Annotated in this window: 23 protein-coding genes; 10 read left to right on the forward strand and 13 right to left on the reverse strand. The window is 43.1% G+C overall.

What is annotated here, in order from left to right:
• Positions 1-52: 52 nt before the first annotated feature.
• From bfr (QNM18_RS10455) to norR, 3 genes are all read right to left on the reverse strand, one after another.
• Positions 53-544 (reverse strand): bacterioferritin, encoded by a 492-nt coding sequence (gene bfr / locus QNM18_RS10455; protein WP_284137154.1) that lies wholly within the window; start codon positions 542-544, stop codon positions 53-55.
• 3 nt (positions 545-547) lie between these two features.
• Positions 548-1,018 (reverse strand): bacterioferritin, encoded by a 471-nt coding sequence (bfr, locus tag QNM18_RS10460; protein ID WP_023402135.1) that lies wholly within the window; start codon positions 1,016-1,018, stop codon positions 548-550.
• 213 nt (positions 1,019-1,231) lie between these two features.
• Positions 1,232-2,803, reverse strand: coding sequence for a nitric oxide reductase transcriptional regulator NorR (norR, locus tag QNM18_RS10465; RefSeq protein ID WP_284137155.1), 1,572 nt, complete (start codon positions 2,801-2,803; stop codon positions 1,232-1,234).
• Between the two features lie 150 nt (positions 2,804-2,953).
• On the opposite strand from norR, the gene QNM18_RS10470 reads away from it, so the two are divergent.
• The 5 genes from QNM18_RS10470 to QNM18_RS10490 all read left to right on the forward strand — a co-directional run bounded on the left by QNM18_RS10470 (position 2,954) and on the right by QNM18_RS10490 (position 7,915).
• Positions 2,954-3,214, forward strand: a complete 261-nt coding sequence (locus QNM18_RS10470; RefSeq protein WP_284137156.1) for a hypothetical protein — start codon at positions 2,954-2,956, stop codon at positions 3,212-3,214.
• Positions 3,214-4,428 carry an NnrS family protein gene (locus QNM18_RS10475; RefSeq protein ID WP_284137157.1) on the forward strand — a complete coding sequence of 405 codons (1,215 nt, stop codon included), beginning with the start codon at positions 3,214-3,216 and terminating at the stop codon, positions 4,426-4,428. The genes QNM18_RS10470 and QNM18_RS10475 overlap by 1 nt, the downstream gene beginning before the upstream one ends.
• Positions 4,429-4,441: 13 nt before the next feature.
• Positions 4,442-5,605: an NO-inducible flavohemoprotein gene (hmpA, locus tag QNM18_RS10480; protein WP_284137158.1), complete on the forward strand. Its 1,164-nt coding sequence runs from the start codon at positions 4,442-4,444 to the stop codon at positions 5,603-5,605.
• A gap of 526 nt (positions 5,606-6,131) precedes the next feature.
• Positions 6,132-7,049, forward strand: coding sequence for an esterase/lipase family protein (locus tag QNM18_RS10485; protein WP_211010811.1), 918 nt, complete (start codon positions 6,132-6,134; stop codon positions 7,047-7,049).
• A complete protein-coding gene (locus QNM18_RS10490) occupies positions 7,046-7,915 on the forward strand; it encodes a lipase secretion chaperone (RefSeq protein WP_284137159.1) in 870 nt (289 codons plus the stop codon). The genes QNM18_RS10485 and QNM18_RS10490 overlap by 4 nt, the downstream gene beginning before the upstream one ends.
• A gap of 53 nt (positions 7,916-7,968) precedes the next feature.
• Here QNM18_RS10490 and QNM18_RS10495 read toward each other — a convergent pair whose 3' ends face one another.
• The 4 genes from QNM18_RS10495 to QNM18_RS10510 all read right to left on the reverse strand — a co-directional run bounded on the left by QNM18_RS10495 (position 7,969) and on the right by QNM18_RS10510 (position 11,795).
• On the reverse strand, positions 7,969-8,481 hold the full coding sequence (locus QNM18_RS10495; protein ID WP_284137160.1) for an EF-hand domain-containing protein: 513 nt from the start codon (positions 8,479-8,481) through the stop codon (positions 7,969-7,971).
• Between the two features lie 30 nt (positions 8,482-8,511).
• Positions 8,512-9,600: a YHYH protein gene (locus tag QNM18_RS10500; RefSeq protein WP_284137161.1), complete on the reverse strand. Its 1,089-nt coding sequence runs from the start codon at positions 9,598-9,600 to the stop codon at positions 8,512-8,514.
• A 151-nt stretch (positions 9,601-9,751) separates the two neighbouring features.
• On the reverse strand, positions 9,752-10,159 hold the full coding sequence (locus tag QNM18_RS10505) for a nucleotide triphosphate diphosphatase NUDT15 (RefSeq protein WP_284137162.1): 408 nt from the start codon (positions 10,157-10,159) through the stop codon (positions 9,752-9,754).
• Positions 10,160-10,310: 151 nt separating this feature from the next.
• Positions 10,311-11,795: a bifunctional 2-methylcitrate dehydratase/aconitate hydratase gene (locus QNM18_RS10510; protein WP_284137163.1), complete on the reverse strand. Its 1,485-nt coding sequence runs from the start codon at positions 11,793-11,795 to the stop codon at positions 10,311-10,313.
• Between the two features lie 223 nt (positions 11,796-12,018).
• Here QNM18_RS10510 and QNM18_RS10515 point away from each other — a divergent pair, with 223 nt between their 5' ends.
• Positions 12,019-12,492 (forward strand): hypothetical protein, encoded by a 474-nt coding sequence (locus QNM18_RS10515; protein WP_211010802.1) that lies wholly within the window; start codon positions 12,019-12,021, stop codon positions 12,490-12,492.
• A 186-nt stretch (positions 12,493-12,678) separates the two neighbouring features.
• Here QNM18_RS10515 and QNM18_RS10520 read toward each other — a convergent pair whose 3' ends face one another.
• On the reverse strand, positions 12,679-13,542 hold the full coding sequence (locus tag QNM18_RS10520) for a serine hydrolase domain-containing protein (protein ID WP_211010800.1): 864 nt from the start codon (positions 13,540-13,542) through the stop codon (positions 12,679-12,681).
• A 263-nt stretch (positions 13,543-13,805) separates the two neighbouring features.
• On the opposite strand from QNM18_RS10520, the gene QNM18_RS10525 reads away from it, so the two are divergent.
• From QNM18_RS10525 to QNM18_RS10540, 4 genes are all read left to right on the forward strand, one after another.
• Positions 13,806-14,282, forward strand: a complete 477-nt coding sequence (locus QNM18_RS10525; RefSeq protein WP_284137164.1) for a low molecular weight protein-tyrosine-phosphatase — start codon at positions 13,806-13,808, stop codon at positions 14,280-14,282.
• 108 nt (positions 14,283-14,390) lie between these two features.
• Positions 14,391-15,101 (forward strand): CTP synthase C-terminal region-related (seleno)protein, encoded by a 711-nt coding sequence (locus QNM18_RS10530; RefSeq protein ID WP_284137165.1) that lies wholly within the window; start codon positions 14,391-14,393, stop codon positions 15,099-15,101.
• A 65-nt stretch (positions 15,102-15,166) separates the two neighbouring features.
• Entirely contained in the window at positions 15,167-15,811 is a 645-nt protein-coding gene (locus tag QNM18_RS10535) for a 2OG-Fe(II) oxygenase (RefSeq protein ID WP_211010794.1), read from the forward strand.
• Between the two features lie 133 nt (positions 15,812-15,944).
• The gene (locus QNM18_RS10540) at positions 15,945-16,268 is read left to right on the forward strand and encodes a hypothetical protein (protein WP_211010793.1); all 324 of its coding nucleotides are present in this window, start codon (positions 15,945-15,947) and stop codon (positions 16,266-16,268) included.
• Here the strand turns inward: QNM18_RS10540 and QNM18_RS10545 are convergent.
• From QNM18_RS10545 to QNM18_RS10565, 5 genes are read right to left on the reverse strand one after another with little or no spacing between them, the layout of a single operon-like run.
• A complete protein-coding gene (locus tag QNM18_RS10545; RefSeq protein WP_284137166.1) occupies positions 16,265-17,557 on the reverse strand; it encodes a sensor histidine kinase in 1,293 nt (430 codons plus the stop codon). The genes QNM18_RS10540 and QNM18_RS10545 overlap by 4 nt on opposite strands.
• A complete protein-coding gene (locus QNM18_RS10550) occupies positions 17,557-18,891 on the reverse strand; it encodes a sigma-54-dependent transcriptional regulator (RefSeq protein WP_284137167.1) in 1,335 nt (444 codons plus the stop codon). The genes QNM18_RS10545 and QNM18_RS10550 overlap by 1 nt, the downstream gene beginning before the upstream one ends.
• A gap of 58 nt (positions 18,892-18,949) precedes the next feature.
• Positions 18,950-20,152: an ABC transporter permease gene (locus tag QNM18_RS10555; protein ID WP_284137168.1), complete on the reverse strand. Its 1,203-nt coding sequence runs from the start codon at positions 20,150-20,152 to the stop codon at positions 18,950-18,952.
• A 13-nt stretch (positions 20,153-20,165) separates the two neighbouring features.
• Complete coding sequence (locus tag QNM18_RS10560; RefSeq protein WP_284137169.1) at positions 20,166-21,479, reverse strand: ABC transporter permease; 1,314 nt, start codon at positions 21,477-21,479, stop codon at positions 20,166-20,168.
• Position 21,480: 1 nt separating this feature from the next.
• Positions 21,481-22,203, reverse strand: coding sequence for an ABC transporter ATP-binding protein (locus tag QNM18_RS10565; protein WP_284137283.1), 723 nt, complete (start codon positions 22,201-22,203; stop codon positions 21,481-21,483).
• Between the last annotated feature and the right edge of the window lie 14 nt (positions 22,204-22,217).

A 22,217-nucleotide genomic window follows, 5' to 3' on the forward strand; every position in this document is an offset into this window, starting at 1 on the left:
AAAAAAGAGCGCTTGATGCGCTCTTTTACTTTGCTTAACATGCTAACTCTCGTTAGCTGCCAGATCCTGAATCACCATTCATTTGGCTTTGAATGTAATTTTGGATACCGATTAAATCTATGAGTCCGAGGTGCTGCTCAAGCCAGTAAATGTGGTCCATTTCTGTGTCATCCAGCAGCTCTTCAAGGATCTCTCTTGTCACGTAATCTTGCTCTTCTTCACACACTGCAATGACTTTTTTCAAGTGGTCTTTAACCACAACTTCTGCTGCTAAGTCATTTTCGAGCATTTCTTTGACGTTACTACCTACGTGGATAGGCGCACGTGAAGCAGTATCTGGTGTGCCTTCTAAGAACAAGATCCGCTCTGTAATGCGTTTTGCGTGATCTAATTCTTCTTCATATTCATGAGATAACTTTTCATGCAGTCGCCCCATGCCCCAGTCTTCATACATTTTCGAATGGGCTAAATATTGATCCATTGAACTAAGTTCAAGGGTGAGTTGCTTGTTGAGCAAATCGATAACTTTTTTTACGCCTTGCATAATTTAGTCCTCCATCTGTGACTGAAGATAGTTTTCAATACCAGTATTTTTGATAAGGAAGTCTTGTGTTTCTAACCAGTCTACGTATTCCTCTTCATATTCTAGAATATCTTCGAGTAGCTCTCTGCTAACGTAGTCCTGCTCTTTCTCACATAAATCAATGGCTTCACGCAGTGCTGGTAATTGCTCATGCTCAAATGCTAGGTCACAACTGAGCATTTCTTCGGTGTGTTCACCAATGCGTAGTTTCTCGAGATGCTGTAAGTTAGGTAAGCCTTCTAAAAATAAAATACGCTCAATCAAATCATCGGCTTGCTTCATGTCTTTGATTGACTTTTTGTAGGCTTTTTCGTTGAGCTCTTCCAATCCCCAATTTTTATACATACGTGCATGTAAAAAATACTGGTTAATAGAAGTCAGTTCGAGTGTCAAAATTTTATTCAAAGTGACGATTACTTGCTTGCTACCCTTCATAGGGCCCCCTAGTAACAAATTCAGTTAGACGCCATTTAACACTAGTCCAATATTTGTACTTGGCAAGACTAAATAAAAATAACAAATAAGTTTTAATATCCTTTTAAAATAAATAACTTATAAAAGAATTAAGAACAATTTTCATTGCCAATTACACTAGGGTTTAAGTCTCTATTAACACTTTAAACTCACTATTGCGTTTACCGAAGTTGACTACTTAACTTTCTTCACAGTTTCGACGCCTAAGCGTTTAGCTAAACGCACTAAATTGGCTCTGTCGACGCCAAGTTCGCGCGCAGCCGCAGCCCAATTAAGTTGATGTGTTTTGAGGGCCTGTAAGATCTGTTTCTTTTGAAACTGCTCTGTGGCTTCTTTTAATGGCAGTGCAAAGCTTTCTAGGCTTTTTACCTCACTCGGTTCTGTAGTGATTTGTGGCGCTTCAAAGCTTAGCTCACAGTGGGTCGACATAATCTTTACAATGTCCTTTTGCCAATTAGAATGTTTGGCTTTGAGCGCTGCACGGCTCAGCACATGTTCAAGCTCTCGCACGTTACCAGGCCAATCGTGCGCTTTTAAGCAATCAAGTAAACCATCATCGAGTAAAAGCTGCGAAACGCCTAACTTTTTGCGTAGCTGTTCGGTAAAGTAGCCAGCCAAAGGGACAATATCTGAAGGGCGGTTTCTGAGCGCGGGCACCTGTAGAGGAAACACTTGCAAACGGTGAAATAAATCCGAGCGAAAGCGGCCTTCTTCGACCTCTTTTTGCAAATCACGGTTGGTGGCTGCGACAATTCTCACATTAACAAAATGGGGCGTATCACTGCCGACAGGTTGAATTTCTCCACTTTGCAGCGCCCTCAGTAGCTTGCTTTGAATATGTAGCGGCAACTCACCGATTTCATCCAAAAATAGAGTCCCTTGATCAGCAACCAAAAACTTCCCTTCTCGATGGGCATCTGCGCCCGTAAACGCGCCTTTGCGATGACCAAAAAACTCACTCTCAGCCAAATTGTCTGGTAAAGATGCACAATTCACTTGTACAAAAGGCGCATTGCAACGACTAGATTGCGCGTGTACCTGCCTAGCAACGAGCTCTTTACCCGTGCCTGTTTCTCCTTGGATCAGCACACTCAAATCTGAATTGGCCACTAAATTGATGTCCCCTTTGAGCTGTTTCATCGGCGCCGAGTCACCGACCATGGTGTACTGCTGATGGCTCAGCTCATGTAGCATAGCGATGCCAGATCTAGCCCGCTTGCAAAGCTGATGCATATTGTCGACGGCACTAAAGTGACTCGATACAGAAGCTTGCACCATCGTCAGTAACGACTGGCTATAACTATCGAATGCGTTGGGGCTTAAACTATCAAAGGTTATCACCCCTAACAGCACATCCTGCTCATACATCGCAAACCCCATGCAAGCATGAACCGGGATGTCACCTGTCTCAGCAAGCAACATACCGTCATAAGGGTCACTCAAAGTGCAGTCTGAAGGAAATATAACGGGCTTTTTAGCGCTCTGAGCGATCTGCGCAAGCCTCGGATGTTCAGAAAGTTGAAATCGCCTGCCCATTACTTCAGGTGCCAGCCCTGTTGCAGCAAGAGGTACCAGTGCACCTTGCTGGTGACTCAATACAGCAATTGCATCAGCACCAATAAAAGCTTTGAGCGCGCTGGTAATTGCTCTGCAATAAGGGAGGAGCTCTACTTCATTGGTTTTTGGCAGCGCTTCTGCGAGGGATTGATTCAAAGTGAGTAGTTGAGATAGTGCACGCTGATCCATGTCATTTTGACCTTTATGAATTAATTTGACATATATAAGAGTATGTCAAAATGACTTACAAATTCAATATTAAATTTTTAACTTGTTGATTTATAACAAATATAAAATTGGCACACCTTGTGTATTAAGTAATACATCGAATACTGTTAGATGAGCGTAATCATGCAAACTCAGCAAGGCAATTTCAATCAAGCTTTTACCGTGTTATTAAGCGCCGCAAACTGGCTACTTATTGTTAGTGTAGCGGGTTTTGGTTTGGCTATCATGGCGAGTTACCCTCTTGCTCACGCCTTATCTATTCCAGTACAAATAACGGCACACATCAGCAGCTTACTATTCGCTACCATGCTAAAAATCGGCTATGTCGTGCGCTGTTTATGTCAATACAACTTGGGCTTAGAGGTACGTTAATGAACATACTACCTATTGAAGAGCCCCTCCCGAAGGTGAACCTTTTTAGACCTAATACATGGCCATTTTTAATGCTCGGATTTCGCCCTTTATTTTTACTAAGCGGGATCTGGGCAATTGTAAGTATGTTGATTTGGACTGGTGTACTGTCGGGCGCTTTCTCTTGGCAAGGTAACGCACCTGCAACCTTGTGGCATGCACATGAAATGCTGTTTGGCTTTGCCAGTGCTATAGCCGTTGGGTTTTTATTTACTGCTTCAAAGAATTGGACTGGCGTTAACACCATGAATGGTAGCCACTTATTGGTGTTATGCAGCCTCTGGACTGTCGCTAGGTGGATATTTATCTCTCTAGAAGAACCGTATTTATGGTTAGCAATATCACAAGGCCTGTTCTGGCTAGTCAGTATTTGTCACCTGGCCAACACACTGATTCAGGCTAACAGTAAACACAACTACCAGTTTATTGTCATTTTATCGCTGGTGGCGAGCTTAAATTTAACCTTTATCTGGCTTTTAGCAACTGAGAAATACATGTTTGCACTGACATTTTCTCACTTAGCTGTATTGGGGTTTACGTTTTTGATCAGTGTGATCGCTGGGCGTGTAACGCCATTTTTTATCGCCAGAGGACTTGGACTTAAAGAGCAAGTTTCCACCAAAAGACTAAACCGAGCTTTATTTTGGTGCTCGCTCATCGGCATGAGCGGATTCTTTGCCCACCATGTTTTGATGAGTCCATTAAACCCTGGATATGTGCTCATACTTACAGCAGTTCTACACCTCATTCGCTGTGTTTACTGGTTCAATATTGGCATCGTGAAAGTACCTCTGCTGTGGTCTTTGTACGCTGCATATTTTTGTATGAGCCTTGGGCTTCTGGGCTTTGGCGGTGCTTATCTAGGATTGCCGTGGCAGGCGAAAGACGCCTTGCATTTAATCACAATCGGTGCGATGGGCCTGATGATTTTATCGATTATGTCTCGTGTATCACTTGGTCATACTGCAAGACCGCTTAAAGCTCACCCTTTGATGAGCGTGGCTTTCATTTTATGCCTGCTAGCAGCTGCTGTCAGAAGCTTACTTCCGTTATTTATCAACCCGCACGATACATGGCTCGCCAGCGCGATTTTATGGGCGCTTGCTTTTGCCATTTTTGTTGCGATTTACACCCCTATTTTAATGAAAAAACGCCTCGATGGGCGTCGTGGTTAATTGGAGATTATCTATGCTATCAACTCAAACAATTAAACTGGTTAAGGATACCATTCCTCTGCTCGCTAACGCAGGTCCCGCGGTTACGGACCATTTCTATAAACGCATGTTTAGCCACAACCCTGAACTGCTAGATATATTCAATATCAGCAACCAAAAGTCAGGCAAGCAACAATTTGCCCTATTCAGTGCGCTGGCAGCATACGCAACACATATTGATAACCCAGCAGTGCTCGCACATGCCATTGATCGAATAAACCACAAACATGCCAGCTTAAATATTTTGCCTGAGCACTACCCCATTGTTGGCACTCATTTACTTGCTACGTTACAAGAAATGTTTCCCAATGAATGTACGCCAGAAATCATTGACGCATGGGCCGAAGCATATGGCTTTTTAGCTGACTTATTTATCACGCAAGAAGAAGGCATTTATCAAAATAACGAGAGCAAGACAGGTGGATGGCGAGGTCGACGTCGCTTTACGATCTCAAAAATAGTCAAAGAATCAGAAGTTATTAAGAGTTTTTATCTAGCACCGTCAGATGAGCGCCCTGTCGCAAGCTATCAAGCTGGACAATACCTTGCTGTGGACTGCAAAGTAAATGGCAGTGATAATCGTCAGATCCGTCAGTATTCATTGTCACAAAGCAGCCAACCGGATCACTATCGAATTTCTGTCAAAACCGACGGCTTGGTGTCTGGTTATTTGCACACGCTCAATGAAGGCGACGAAATTGACGCATACCCACCAGCGGGAGACTTTGTACTGCAAAATACACCAGCGCCCAAAGTGTTCATTAGCGCAGGGGTTGGGATCACGCCAATGATGGCCATGCTTGAAACAACCAAGTTACATTCAGCTGAGACTCCTTGTTGGTTTTTGCATGCTGCACGCACCCACACCGAACATGCATTCTATGACGTGGTTGAATCTTACAAAGACCAAATGCCGTCACTACGCAGTCACTATTGGATTGAAAAAGATGCAAATACACACACTCAAGGCCTAATGCAGCTAGCGCCACTTGAAACGCAACTGCCTTTGCAACAAGGTGAGTTTTATCTTTGTGGGCCCAGTGCATTTATGTCTTTTGTGAAACAACAGCTACTTGAATTAGGTGTACAAGACAGTCAAATCTTTTATGAAGTATTTGGTCCACACCAAGACGTCTAAAAGTAACTGTTAAAAGAGCCGCAAGGCTCTTTTTATCTTATTCTAAATAGATTGGAATATTGCTTGGTAATTGAGCAACTCAAATCAAGGAGCGACCATGTATATTGCCAATCTCCCTAACAGCTAATTGCCAATCTCCCTAACAGCTAATTGCCATACTCGGGGGTTATTCGAACCCAATAAGCAGCCGCAACGTATGATGATCACCAAGTACTTCTCTAAAAGCTTGAACGCTATCAATTCGACATTAACATCAGCGCCTAACCTAGCCTCCTAATTGAGGTCTCCTTAGACAAGTTATAACTTCATCAACTTGCCAACAAATTATTTCCATTATTTTCAGATATGTAGCTCACAACATAGCAAATAAAAACAACCGTATTTATTGCAAAAAATAACCCCAATTGAAGCGCTGAAATTATTTATCTAAATCGCCTTTATGTTTATTTTTTACACAAAAAGGCTTGACCTCTGACCACTCTGAACTAGCATTTTGTTACTCAACTGTAAATATTGGAGCAAATACATGAAAAAAATAGCACTGACTATCCTACTCGGTATTATGTCACTCTTTGCACATATGGCGCATAGCAACGACAGGCTTGAATACCCGGTTGTATTAGTACATGGCCTGTTTGGTTTTGATAATTTATTGGGTGTAGATTATTTTTATCGCGTGCCTTCTGTCATTGAACAAGAAGGCGGCACCGTCTATGTCGCGGAGGTTTCGTCCGCTCATAACTCAGAACTAAGGGGAGAGCAGCTGCTCGAGCAAATCGCACTTGTTAGAGCACTTACAGGAAAGGATAAGGTCAATTTAATTGGTCATAGTCAAGGGGCGCAAACCATTCGATACGCCGCTTCTGTCAAACCGCAATGGGTTGCATCTGTCACCAGTATTGGAGGGGTGAACTGGGGCAGCCGCTTTGCAGATATCGTACGAAATGGCGTAGATAGAGACTCTTTTTCTGAGCAGTTTTTAGCGTCTTTAGCAAACGCGCTTGCCAGCCTAATCGACCTACTATCGGGAAAAGCCACTGCGCCTAAAGATGCGTTGCAAGCTCTTGATGCACTAACCACTGAGGGCACACTTGTGTTTAATCAAAAGTACCCTGAAGGCGTACCGAGTACCTATTGTGGCCAAGGCCGAATGCGTGATGACAATGGCGTGTATTATTTCTCATGGAGTGGTAGCAAAGCATGGACCAATGTATTTGATCCAGCCGATAGTCCACTGGCGTTAATTTCTCAGGTATTTGATGAGGCCAATGATGGGCTCGTTTCTGCCTGTTCTAGTAACTTGGGTTATGTCATCGGCAATCAATTCAAAATGAATCACTTAGATCAGGTAAATCAAACCATTGGTATACACCACTTGTTTGAAACAGATCCCCTTACTCTATACCGACAACACATCCGCCGTCTGAAAGGGTTAAACTTATGACTCGTAAACAACTTTTCATGCTCTGTTGTGCTAGTGTTGGCGGGGTATTGCTGTGCTTAACTCTAGATACTGTAGAGCCGACGTCATCCTATCATTTTACGATAAAACAAACCGATACGGTGTCCACACCTATTCGGCAAGAGGAAGTGGCACATACGCCGCCTCCTCCATCAGCGCCTTGCGGCGCGGTCAGTAAAGCACATAAGCATTTGCTAGACGACTGGATTTTAGCATTGCAAAGCCAGCAGCAACTTGGCAGCTGGCAACAATCGCTAAAGGCGCTTCCGCACTGCCTGCAAGATGTCGCGCATAGCTACATGCTTTACAAACAAGCACTTACCCATATAGATGAGAACTTGACGATTGAAGAACGCTTTGATTTATTGAGCTCATTGCAGACCGAATATTTTTCTCAACTCGTGATCAAAGCTTGGTTTAGTGAGGAAAATAGCTGGCACGCTCACGCGTTGACGCGATGGCATATCCTGTCAGACAAATCCCTCGGCAAAAATGAGCGCGACGCTCTACTTAGCGCACACATTAGTCAACTCCCCGAGGAGCAACACCACACTATTGAAGCCGCTCAAGCCTTTTTGCAATTACAACAGCATTGGCATTCGATGGACTACAACGACTTTAGCGCAAGCTTTGGTAATGAAGCAGCGCGGCGACTTGTGCAGGCTCAGCAAGACCAACAAAAGTGGCAACTGCGAGTCGACAATTACATACACAAATATAAGGCAATCAAGGAAACGACACCTGTGGCATTACAATCACAAAAAATGGATACACTTAAACAGTCGCTATTTAACGTACATGAGCAAAAGCGGCTAAATGTGGTGATGGCAAATGAGTCACTATATTAACTTAGTATGCCCACTGAGCAGAGAGCAGCCTGAAAGCGGTATTTTAGCTTGCGCTAAAATACCTTTGCATATTGTCGCTTTGGGGTAAGCTCAAATCCTTGCTTTAAACCGAGAAGCTTATATTTTGCCGTCATCTCTAGCTTTGTATGTGCACCATCTCCGTACAAGGTATTGTGAAAAGACAGGCCCTGTGTGTGATCTATATTGATAAACTTACCCATGACAACAATTTGATCTATGTCCGTGCCATCTCCATGGTGTGAGGCTTGTGGAGACAACATTAGACCATCTATTTGCTTTATTTTATCCGCTTGTTGCATATACACGCCACCAAGTGTTTTGGTAAAGATAATGTCTTTAGCCTGCTTAAACTCGTTAAAAGACAATTGGCCATTATTATCTAAATCCGCTTCGGAAAAGTTTGATGCTGCAAGTGAAATGACTAAGTATGCACCTGTTTCGTCAAAATTCAGAGTGCCATGATCTGCAACCATTAGGTGCGCATGCGTTGACATGCTAAGTATAAAAAAGCCAAACACAGCGTATTTTTTTATCATATTAAACATACAAACCTCGTTATCTTATCACTCTGAATTTTATAGCTCGCCTTTCACACAGCGTTGAAAGTATGGGTAGCTATCTGTTGCATAGTAGTGGTAAATACCTTGCGGAAACTCTGGGGTCACGCCATAGCGGCCATTGCATTCATCAAGGTCCCCGCTGCCAGCAACATACTCCCAATCTTGCGCAAACGTACCCAGCGCATACACTGACGTTGAAGGTCTACTATTACTGACACCTTCAACCAGTTGATAACTACCTTCCATGACTTTAAGCGCTGATTGTGCATTTTCAGCGTCGCTGTAACCGTAACGGGCATATATTGGAAAACCATCTGCCGCCCACCCTATCAAGGTCATGGTGGAGTCTGAGCCACCTCGAAGTGCAATAAAGCCTTCTGGCATACCGTGATAGTGATAAGAACCGTCAGGCTGTACATGAGCATTGTTATCATCTGTTCCAAAATCAAAACTCGTTTGGCCCAATGCCTCGATACTCCAATTGCCGGTGTTACCGACTAGAGAGCAATTATCGCCTGAGTCATCGCATGATCCTGCTGTATTGGCATCAATTTTAACCCCATTTAAAACATAACCTGTTGCCCCTCTCGGCCCTCCTAAAGTTGAACTATTGTCAGTTTTAGTTGGCGTTAGGGTGTAGCTAATAGAAACAGACGTTTCACTGATAGTATTGGGATTACCTGGATTAGGAAATGTGCCAGTTTGATGGTCAGGGATCCCGTTTGCCGTTAAAGTTCGCGCAGTACCTGTACAGCTCCAGTCCGCATTGCTCGTCGCCTGTACAGAGGCTGAGTCATTAAATTCGTTGTAAAAATAATCGCACAACACGCCATCTGTTGAATTAGCGACTAACGCAGTTCCATTATCCGCCTCCGTTGTGTTTTGCACAGTGCTTGAATTACTGTCTGCTGTTGTAGTGTTACTGGCATTATTATTCGAAGTGCTTGTTGTTGCAGTTGTGCTTGCTGTATTTTGCGTCTGTGCTATTGCTTGGGTTTGTGTACCGTCACCATCACTTGAACTAGAGCCACAGCCAGACAACATCATCAAAGTAATACTGGCTGTGATCATTGAAATAGGTGGTATGCTCAAACTTTGCTTCATATCGCTTGCTCCCATAAAAAATTAACAACTAACGCAACCGTTACGCACGGTACTATTGCTTTTTTTTCACTATAGGGGCGGATTGTGCAAACACTGTGCAACAAGCAAACAATTTTAAATTTGACGAAAAAGTGTAAAGTTATTCACTCAATTATCTCAACACACTTGCCTGTTCTTTGAGGAAGTTAGCCATGGGAATAAACAGCGGCTTAGGCAATTCATCAAGGCTAAACCAGCGCCATTGCTTGCATTTATTTGGTTCAAGTACTTTTGCATCACCATCACGGCACTGGGCTATCACAAATATCGTAATGTAATGCTTATTCTCGCTGATAAAAATATCATTGGTAAAGCCAACTTCTTTTATCTCTGTCACGCTGAGGCCTGTTTCTTCAAAGACTTCTCTTTTTGCACAACACTCGATGCGTTCACCAAACTCTAAATGCCCCCCCGGCGTTGCCCATGTATTGGCACCATGCGCACCAATGCGCTCACCAAGCAATATTTTGTCACCTCTTTTTATAATGACGCCAACACCAACACGTACTGCTTTACTCATGGTAGTTCCTTTTAACAGAATGAATCAGCACGGGATTTTATACGTCAAGCAAGGATAAACAAGACAAATTTAGTTATCACGATATTGTCAATTGACCCAACCGCCTATAAAAACACCTCGCGATTGGGCACACAGTGATTAACCTAGAGAGTTAAATAACAAACATATCCATAAAGCGATTAACTGGTGTTTTTAGCAGCTTTTCTTTATCTTCAAATAGATCAATGATTTGCTCACAGCGGTATTTAGGGAAACGTGTCGCTAAGTTATGTTCAAACTTCGCTTTTAATACCGGATTACCTTCACTGCGACGGCGGCGATGTCCAATTGGGTATTCTACTTCTACTTTTTCTGTGCTGCTGTCATCGTTGAAGAAAACCTGAATCGCATTGGCAATTGAGCGCTTTTGTGGGTCGTGATATTCCTCGCTGTAGCGCTTGTCTTCAATAATCACCATCTTGCTTCTCAACTCATCAATTTCTGGATGTGCTAGATGGAATTGGTCTTCATAGTGCTCCGCGCTGAGTGTGCCAAATAAAAGTGGCACCGCTACCATGTATTGCAAACAGTGATCCCTATCGGCAGGGTTTGCCAATTCACCCTCTTTTGAAATGATGCGAATAGCTGATTCATGGGTTGTGATCTCAATACGTTTTATGTCACTCAGTCTATGCTTTATTTGCTCATGTAAGGTTACAGCTGCTTCACAGGCTGTTTGAGAATGAAACTCTGCTGGAAAACTGAGTTTAAAGAGAATGTTTTCCATTACATAAGTGCCATACTCCCTTTGAAAACTAAACTTTCTTTGTGCAGCAGGTTTCAAAGCAAGATCTTTATTGGTCTGGCTAAATGATACGTCGTAAAACCCCCACTGTGGAGCAGTCAATACGCCCGGTATGCCCATCTCGCCTCTCATTGACATGTCAGCTAGTCTCACACCACGAGATGTTGCGTCCCCAGCAGCCCAAGACTTACGGGAACCAGCGTTAGGTGCATGACGGTATGTTCGCAAGGAAGAGCCATCCACCCATGCCTGAGAAATCGCAGCCATGATTTGTTCTCTATCACCGCCCATCATATGAGTAACCACAGCGGTAGTTGCAACACGCACCAATAACACATGACAGAGGCCAACGCGGTTGAAGCTGTTCTCTAACGCTAATACACCTTGAATTTCGTGTGCTTTGATCATTGCTGTAAAAATATCTTCGATTGTTAAAGGTTCACCTCCAGTTACAGCTTGCTGTTGAGCAATGTGATCAGCTACTGCCAAAATTCCACCTAAATTATCCGATGGATGTCCCCACTCAGCAGCGAGCCAGGTATCATTAAAATCCAACCAACGAATAATACATCCAATGTCCCATGCGGCCTTTACAGGATCCAAAACAAACTGTGTACCCGGAACACGAGCGCCAAAAGGCACCACAGTGCCTTTTACTAGGGGACCTAAATGCTTGCTGCATTCAGGAAAGCCAAGCGCAAGTAACCCACATCCCAAAGTATCCATTAAACAGTTAATTGCTGTATCAAGCGCTTCTTGAGATTCAATTCTATAATTAATCACATAGTCGGTAATATCTTGAATTTCCTGATCGTAATTTGGGCGATTTGCTAAATCGACATTCGCACTCATAGTGCCACTCCTGTAGTTTCGCTGTTAGATGATTTTTATGTGAGGGCGTCATGTATTGCATAACTCATCCTCGAAAAGATAGCTGAGGTCGTTTTTAGTTTAATTAGGATATTAACCACAACTCTTTGCAAATGATATTTATTTTCATTATCATTTGCAACCGTGAGTTTTACGGCAATAAATGAAATGCCATCACTTTATTTCACTAAGCAAAAGGATAAAAATGTCAGCTCATTTACTTACTTTGGTTTCATCTACAGACACAAATTCACCTGCTATGGAATACAATCGACTTATCGATCGTGCACAGTCAGCCTACTTGTTTGGTCATCAAGAAAAAGCTGCAAACTGCTATACGGATGCGTTTAAAATCAGCCTGCAAATATTAAAACAACCTAACGCTAACAAGGTCTCGATAAACCGAATGGTCGAAATTTGTAATTTTTGTTTTGATTACTGCCCGATTTTTGAGGACTCCGAGGATTACTTCTTTTTGGAAGAGGCAGCCTCTGTATTGAGCCAAATAGTACAAAGTCAAAAAGCACTCAAGATCAGAAAAAAAGCTCTTGAAGGGTATAAAGATATTGCCTGTTTGGCATGTGAACTGGTGCGCTTTAATCAAAGTATTCGCTGTCAAATTATTATTGATCAATATGTTCAAATTGAGTCCAAACTCGCGCGATATTTGTCACATTAAATATTCACACAAGGTAGACGCTGGCTGTGTCATGCATCGACACAGCGCAACTAGCTACATTTAATTGAAATTGGTTGTATAGGCACCTAAGTATGTTTAATGATTGCCTTTTTTTGTTCAAACGACACTCAAACGCATCTGCCGTTCCTACATTCCTTTGGCAAGCATATGATTTTTCAAGTCAATTTAAGATCCAGCTCTAGCGAGTATCACGGCTTTATTTTCAACTACACTTTGATCTTGGCATTGTTTAAATACCGCAACAGTCTTCGGCTTTTGGAGCTTAAAATGGTGCACAGCGATGACACTGCCAGGGCCCATACCTGTGTGCCCAACGGTGTCCAAATTTGCATCCCGATTGCACATCAGACCCAACCCCGCAGCGGGGGTTGTCCATGGTCGCTCACCAACATCTACGTTTAACTTATAAAGTGTTTGCATTTCATTTAAGGCATTCTGACTAACCAATTCACCACGCATCAAATAGTGCAAAAACAGCGCCGCATCTTCTATATTACCAGCCAATAATCCATGATAGCACCAATTGGGATCATAACCCTTAGGACCCACCTGAAGCATATTGAAAGCAGCAAGATCCTCGACCAGAAAAGCGCTCTTCAAATTAAGCTCTTTAACTAAAAAAGCCGTTGTGATGTCAGGCAATGCCATATCGTAAATTCGTTCAATCTCCATACGCAACAACAGATAACCCAAATTTGAATAACACCACCCACGGCCGGGTTCAAAGCGCAATTCATCAACTTTGACTTTGTTCATCAATGTATCCACAGGCCACGAAGGTTTACTGTTTGCGACGGCTTGATGATACTCAGGCAAAAAGCTGTAATCATTCAGACCTGAAGTATGTTGCAGCAATTGTCGATAGGTAAATGGCCTTTTTGGCAATTTCGAGTCTAAATTTAATTTGTCATTATCACAAAGTCGCATTGTGAGCGTTGCAAGGACAGTTTTGGTAAAGCTCCACCATGGCACCAAGCGATGTGCAAGTGGGCTTGTTCTACCCAACTCATCAACCACACTGTGTATCATTCATTACTCCAGTTAAAATCAATGTTTACAACACTACAAGACTTTTTATGGGCGGATAAATTAAGTCTGTTAGATTTACTTTTCCGCAAGGATTGATCTTTTTCGTGCCAAGTTAATCACAAAATATTGATGCAAACTCATAATGATATTAAAAACTTAGCATGTACATGAATTTATCTCACGAACACTTTTATTGCCCTGTTGAGAATGTTAGTTTATTCACCTCTTTAAAGTGATAACTCAATCTTTTAGGGCTTGCTAACATGGTTCAAAATCACAAGTTAAGTAATATATTGGTTGTTTGTATGGGTAATATTTGCCGCTCCCCGACAATGGAAGCCGTTTTAAAAGCCAAAGCTCAGACCAATAAGCTAACTTTAAATATTGATTCCGCGGGAACGATTAACTACCACGAAGGAAGCACGCCAGATAGGAGGAGCGTTAAAGCAGGTCAAAAGCGCGGTTATAGCTTTTCAGGTATATACTCAAGACAAGTTTGCCAAAACGATTTTGCTTCCTTTGATCTTATATTATGCGCTGACAAGCATAACATGGCAGATTTACATGCCACTTGCCCAACCGAATACCATCATAAAATACACCTATTCCTAGACTATGCGAACTTAACTGAGCAAGAAGTCCCTGATCCATATTATGGTGAAGGAGGTGGATTTGAATTGGTGCTTGACCTTATCGAACAAGCCAGCGACAACATCATTAAGCGTCTATTAACAAGATAATAGGTACACATTACCTTACAGATCTAAGTGCAGTAGCACTAGACGACAATTTTTGAATTACCCATAATAAAAACACATTAGTAATAAGCTAAAGCTTAAGGAAAAGAGATGAAAGAACTCGCCATCGCCTTAGTCGGAGATTTTGACGATACAGTACCCGCTCACCAAGGGATCCCACCCTCAATAGACCTCGCTGCAGAAGACCTGAAAATAAAAGTAACGGCCACTTGGTTAGGCACAGACAAAGTCAAAGATACTGACTTGTCACTATTTGATGGAATTTGGTGTGTACCAAAAACCCCGTACGTTGACCCAGAAGGCGCATTAACTGCTATTCGATATGCTAGAGAAAATTTACTTCCTTTTCTTGGTACTTGCGGCGGATTTCAGCATGTTGTTGTTGAATATGCACGAAACGTCATCGGCTGGTCGGATGCTGCCCATGGAGAGTCTTCTCCAAACGCAAATAGGCAGGTCATCTCAGAGCTCAGTTGTGCACTAATAGAAACAACTGAAACCATTAACTTATTTCCAAAGAGCCAGCTTGCTCGGATTTACGATACACAGTCAATTCAAGAAGGTTATCGCTGCCGTTATGGATTAAACAATCATTTTCGAGAGGCGCTTTTACAAGGCCCTTTGGTCGCAGCCGCAGATGACGATACAACAGAGATACGCGCCGTAGAGCTGACGATTCACCCATTTTTTATCGCGACTTTATTTCAACCTGAGCGAGCAGCATTGAGTGGTAAACGCTCACCACTTATCAATGCATTTATAAATGCCTGTGCGCAAAATCAAGGTTTATCCGGTAAGTAACAAGATGCGCTTGCCTTTTAGCACGTGATTCGGTAAAAAGCCTGCACATTATCTGGAGGTGCGACTTGTCTGACTTTGACACTGAAAACGTATATGAGCAAATTGCCAATGATTTGCGTGCGACTGGCTTAAGTATTATTGAAAATGCTATTGACCCATCCATTATTCAAGCACTCAATGAACGCATTGCGAGTTTAGAAGCGGATACATTTCAAACCGCAGGCATTGGTCGACAAAATGACCATGAAAAAAACGCCGAGATCCGCCGGGATAAAATCCGCTGGCTTGATAAAAACAGTCAGCAAGAAGCGGGTTATCTAAATGCTATGGATGATTTAAAAGACTACTTAAATCGTCGTCTATTTATGGGCTTGTTTAGCTATGAAAGCCACTTCGCACATTATGAAGCTGGTGCTTTTTATAAAAAACACTTAGACGCATTTAAAGGCAAAGCGAACCGCGTATTGACCACGGTCTTTTATCTCAACGATGATTGGCAACCCCAAGATGGTGGTGAACTGGTTATCTTTGATGCTGAAGATCATGAAAAAGAGCACTGCCGTGTATTGCCTAAAAAGGGCACTTTGGTCACTTTTTTAAGCGATGAGTTTCCCCATGAAGTGCTCGCGGCTAAGAAATCGCGCTATTCTATTGCCGGATGGTTTCGGATCAACGCCAGTACTGCTGGTCATATTGATCCACCAAGGTAATCAATTAGATGCGGTAGTGCTCGCTATCGCATCACCCTTCCCTAATTCTCGAATGCTACACCTAATTACAATAATTAACTTTCAAATTATTTGTGATAGCTATATCGTGGCAAAAAAATGAAAGGAAAGTTCTATGCGATTACCACTTCTTTGCGTTTTGCTTATGGTTGTATTAGCTGGGTGTGTCTTTGTTTCTAAAGAAGTCCACTATTACGATGAACAGTGTAATGTCACGAAACGAAAGTACGTATTAACAAGTGAACAAGTCGCTTCGCTTGGTGCATGTTCTGGACAAGCATGTGCGCTGGCAATGGCTGGTGCAGGCATTGTTTCAGCAGCCAGTTTAGTTGTGTCGGGTACCATAGTATTAAGCAAAAATACGTTATCTTGGCTTGAGCAAAGCGAGGGGTGTACAACTCCTAAGCCCTCCACAATAGAATCCCAAGTACGCGGCTAATCAGGTAATATAACCTCAACCATTAGCCCCCCCTCAGCTCTGTTGCTGATGCTGATGTGACCATTGTGTGCGTCTATAATCTCTCGGCACAGAGCAAGTCCTAACCCTGAACCACTTGCCTTGGTTGAATAAAATGGCACTAGCGCATTTGTAAGTACTGCTTGTGTCATACCAGGTCCACTGTCAGACACACGGAACTTCACGCCCTTGGGAATGGCGACAATATCCAGTTCGATTGAGCCCGGCTGCGATCCAGATTCATGCGCATTTTTTAGTAAGTTAATGAGCAACTGCTCCAATTGACCACGATCAGCATGTACGACGCTCACTTCACATGAAACGGTACAAGGCCATTGCATTTGCATTGCGTCTAGCAAAGGCAATAGCTCAACTTTCTTAATTTGTGGGACTGGTAACTTCGCAAATGTGCCATACCCTTGAATAAACTCACATAAGTGTTCAATTCGCTCATCAATCGTACTAAATACTCTATTTAAACGCGACTCATCTAGCTTATTGGCAATGATTTTACCGCTATGCAACATAGACGAAATAGGCCCCAATGAGTTATTCAGCTCATGGCTAATCACTCGAATGACCTTTTTCCATACCGCGACCTCTTGCCTATTTAGCTCCCTTGTTAACTGCTTAAAAATATACAAGCTATGAGGTTGGTTATTCAGTATCAATTTACCAACGGCACTATGCCATATCTGCTCCTCACTGTGCGGCGACTTCACGCTCACCAAACCGTCGGTATGTTGCGTGATAGCATGCATTATTTCCTTGGGGACACCATGTGTTAAATCTGCAACCTTGCTACCTTCTAAAGGAGACGAGCTACCAAGTAAACGCTGAGCACTTGGATTTGCAAATACCACAACCTCTTGATCATTTACGAGCAACAATGCCTGTGGTGCACTTTGCAACATCTTGTCTAGCATCATTTCCCGTTGATAAAGCCACTGTTTTTCAGTTCTTAACTGTTGCGCTGTATCATTATATAGTCGACATAAATCACCAAAATCATCGTTCGATTGATAGGCCAGCTGATTTGAAAAGTCACCATCTTTGAAATTAAGCAACCCAACTTGAAGTGCATCAAGGGTTTGTAAAAACGGCTTCAGCAATAGCTTTAAGACCACACAAGCCAATATCCAAGCGCTTAACGTGGTCCAAAGCCATACCGGCCAAGACACTAGAAACCCCACGGGCAAACAGGCAAGTGCCAAACTTACGCCTATGGCCAAGCCCGCTCTATGGGTCAGTTTACGGTGGGTTTGCTCCATTAATATTCAATTCCATATTTTTGCAAGCGTCGGTACAAGGCTTGGCGACTCATGCCAAATTGCCTCGCTACTTTGGCTATAACACCTTCACATTGACGCATGGCTTGCTGAAGCTCTTGCTTCGACGGTTCACGGCCCTGCACCGGTGGCGCTGATTTTGCTGCAATTGTTGTAAGCCCAAAATCGGCAGCATCGAGTTCACCTGTGGGCTTTAGCACGCCCGCTCTTTTACACGCATTTTCTAGCTCTCTAACATTGCCGGGCCATGAATGAGCACACAGTGACTTTTCTGCACTAAGGGTCAACACGCGAGTCGGCAAAAAGTGCTGCACCAAGGGTAATATATCATCGACTCTTTGGCTGAGGTTTGGCAGTTGTATCTCAATAACATTCAGTCGATAATATAAGTCTTCTCGAAAGCGACCTGCGGCAATGTCATTTAAAAGTTGTGCATTGGTGGCTGAAATCACCCTGACATTCACTTTGCGAGTTTCTACAGAACCAAGACGTTCAAATTCTCCAGTTTGTAGCACTCGTAGCAGCTTCATTTGACCTGACAAAGGTAAGTTACCTATCTCATCCAAAAAAAGCGTGCCGCCATCAGCGGCTTCAAACCGGCCAATTCGCTGTTTATTCGCACCGGTATACGCCCCGGCCTCAGCGCCAAATAACTCAGCTTCGATTAAATTGTCTGGTAGTGCACCTGCATTTACTTTAATAAACGGTTTATTCGCGAGCCTAGAGTTGGCTTGGATTATCTCTGCAACTTTTTCTTTCCCGCTGCCATTGGCCCCCGTGACAAGCACTGCAACATCAGACTTGGCAACTTGTACAGCCATTTCAACAGCGCGCTGCATAGCAACACTTTTATATATCAGACCACAAAGCTGAGCGCCCTCATTGAATTGTGCCCTTTCTTGCTCTTGCCGTTGCAGCTGTTTACTGTCTTCACTGGCTTTGCCAAGCGCTATTAAATTAGCCACGCTCACAAGTAACTTTTCGTCATCCCAAGGTTTAGCTAAATAGTCTGCGGCCCCAGCTTTGACGAGAGAAATTGCCATTTCCAGTTCAGTCCATGCGGTTAGCAAGATGATGGGCAAGCAAGGGTTAATCGCTCGCAGCTTAAAAAACAGCGCCTTACCCTCTTCGCCTGAAGTTGTATCAGCAGAAAAGTTCATATCCTGAATAACCAAGTCAATTCGTTGATAGCGCACAACTTGTTCAGCCTCAAAAGGAGTTGAAGCCTCGACCACTTGGTAATCATGTAGCTCAAATAATAGAGATAACGACTGCAAAACAGCAGGGTTATCGTCAATAATCAGTATTTTATCCATGTGCTTTTTATAGTTATGTTACACCCTTTCGAGTGTAACATAGTGTTGTTCCTAATTTTTAAATACTTCGAGTTGCCACACTTGGAGAAATATTTGCGGCACGCCGAGCAGGTGAATAGACGGCAATAAAGCTCATCAATAGCATCATCATTGCAGTTATTAAGACTGCACTTGTTTCAAGCGGAGGAACACTATAGTGCCCCATCAGCTCTCTCCCTAGCACCAGTGCACCAACACCGCCAATCACCACACCTAAAGCGGTGACCAGCAAGTTCTCCAATAAAAAGTATTTGAAAATGGTCGATTTTCTCGCTCCCAGCGCACGCCGAGTACCGATCTGCTTTGTGCGTTTACTGATATTAAAATGTGTTAGACCAAATATGCCCAGCGCAGTAATAATCACTAAAAACACGACAATTGCAATTAACATACGGATCATTAATGTGTCACCGGCATAAGTATCCGCTTTTGACGTGTCCAGCCCTTTGATATTCATAACCACTCGACCACGGTCGAGATCTAGCAATAGAGGCTCTATTTGCTTTATGACCTGTGCGCGTTTTTGTGGCGTCGTCTTGACGATAAATTTTTGGTAAGTTAACGCTTCTTCAATGGGAAGAAATATCAAGCTATTTCCCATCTTTGAACGTGGCCATTGGCTTTTCAGCGTATCGATGATCCCGATTATTTTGAATGCATCATCTCCGCTATAAACAGTTTCATTTAACCCATTACCTTTTCCAAAAAGTTTGTCAGCGACTTCTCTGCTTACAATGCCAACTGATGGGTAATCACCATCTCTGCCATAAATCACATCACTTTGCGCAAAGTCTCTTCCCTCGTTAATGGTTAACCCCAGTGCGCCAATAACATGATGATTTGCTCGAATATACCCTGAGTCTGCAGTTTTACCGCTATGCTCTTCTGGATCGGTACTTAATGTCCTTGATCCGCCGCTGCGCGACAGAGGGATAGAGCTTACCGCCAGCGCATCAATCACACCATCCAGCGCTTTAAGTTGTCTAATGTCTTCTTTAAATTGTTTTGGTATGTCGGTATCTTTGTCATAAGTTAATAGGGTATAAGATATGATCCCTTGTTCATCATACCCGGTGGTTTGGTTTATCTTTTCTGCTCTGTCTGCAACGATAGACATTGCGTTGCTCACAAGTGCTAAGGTAATGGCAATTTGCATGACCAGTAAAATGGCCCCGGTTTTTGACCGTGTTAAGGCGCTTAAAATAGGTTTGATCTCAGACATTTAAAGCACTCCTTTATTGTATTTTTAAGTGTGTAGCTGGTGATGTTTTACATACAACCCAGGCAGGGAAAAGACCTGCAATTAAACATGCCAAGATAGAAATAACAGGCGAGATCAACAACATCTGCCAATCCATGGTCGCGATCAGTTCATAACCTGATTTAGACTCTCTGATCCCCGCCAAGCCCAACTGCGCCAAAACCACACCAACCACAGAGCCAAGTAACCCCAATATAGCCACCTCAACCAAGTGTTGATAAAATATCTGGCGCTTACTTGCCCCCAGCGCACGCCTTACACCGGCATCGGGCGCGCGTTTTAGAAATTTCGCCAGTAGCATCCCTAATATGTTTGCAATGCACACGGCTAAAAACATAAAGCTCAGTCCAACCAATATTTTATTGTCTGCACTCACCACATGATTGTACTTTAGCCACTGCATCACTGGCTGCAAATTGTACTCTAGCTCTTTGCGATTAAAGCGGCCTAGCTGTTGTTGTTCGCGCATATAATCTAGCAAAAACTGCCCGTACTGTGCTTTTTCTGACGCAGAATTAAGTTCAACCCAAAACTGCAACCACACCGTTTCTGAGTTTAAGAATTGCTCAAAAGAGTTAATATCTTCATTCTTCCAGCCATTGGTATTTCCCCAACTTGAAACTCGATAAGCTTCAGCGTGGCTCAGCGGAATAAATACTTCTTCAGCGAGATCAAAGGCGCTATTGTTTACGTCATAAAACTTCACTGCTGGATGCCATTTTTTTGTTACGCCGACAACTTCATGGCGGCGATCACCTAAGTACACGGATTCACCTAAGGCGTTCTTTCGGCCAAATAATTTTTGCGATAGCACCTCACTGATGACAACAACAGGTGCGGCTTGCTCACTTTGAGCTTCACTCCATACGTTTCCATATAAGAAAGACATACCGAACATGTCGAAAAAATCTCTACTTGTTACCCTCACGTCTTTAATAAAAGGCGCACTGTCAGGCTTATCTAAATGAATCGCAGCGCCCGACTTGAACATCGCAACTTTTTTTTCCAATGATGAATGCTCTAATAAATACATTGCATCCTGATAAGTTACCTGTTGCGGCAGGTTATCTGGTGTGCGCCAAGTCTGACCATCATCCATAATCTGGAGCTGCAAAGCATGAAGCCGTGCGCTTTTATTCGGAATAGGATCCGCGCTTTTCATGTGATAAACAGATAAAGTTGTCATCGTCACGCCGATCCCTATACCAATCGCGATGACCATCAATACGCTGATAAAGGGCGTCTGTCTGATGTTTCGCCACGCTAAATCGCAATAATGTAGCAACATATTAAACCCCCAATGGCGCTTGTGTGTTTTCACGCGTGCCTTGTACACCTTGGTATAAGGTAAAATCAGCAACTTGCCCGTCTACAATTTGAATGTTACGCGGTGTTCTTCTCGCAAGCTCTTGATCGTGCGTCACCATCACTATCGTTGTACCCGCCCTATTTAATTCCTCCAACAATGTCATAACCTGCTTTGCCATTAAGCTATCTAGATTTCCTGTCGGCTCATCTGCCAGTAAAAAGCGCGGCTCACCAGCCAATGCACGTGCAATTGCGACACGTTGCTGTTGGCCTCCAGACAATTGCTGTGGAAAATGACGCGCGCGCCCAGCTAATCCGACTTGTTCTAGACATTGCTCAACACGTCTTTTTCGCTCCGCTGTTTTAATCCCACGATAGCGCAGCGGCACTTCTATATTTTCAAACAGATTCAGGTCTGGAATTAGATTAAACCCTTGAAAAATAAATCCTATTTTTTGATTTCGCAGGTCCGAACGCTGATTGTCATTGAGCTTCCCTACATCAACGCCATCGAGCATGTATTGACCAGATGAAAATGGCTCAAGCAGCCCTGCAATATTTAAAAATGTTGTCTTTCCTGACCCTGAAGGGCCAGTCACAGCAATAAATTCACCTTCATTGACCGTTAAATTAAACTCTCTCAGTGCTTGTGTTTGGACCATTTCGGTTTGATATAACTTACCGATATCTTGCATTTGTAACATCACATGTCTTCCTT

Source organism: Pseudoalteromonas obscura (assembly GCF_030135505.1).
Lineage (GTDB): Bacteria > Pseudomonadota > Gammaproteobacteria > Enterobacterales > Alteromonadaceae > Pseudoalteromonas > Pseudoalteromonas obscura.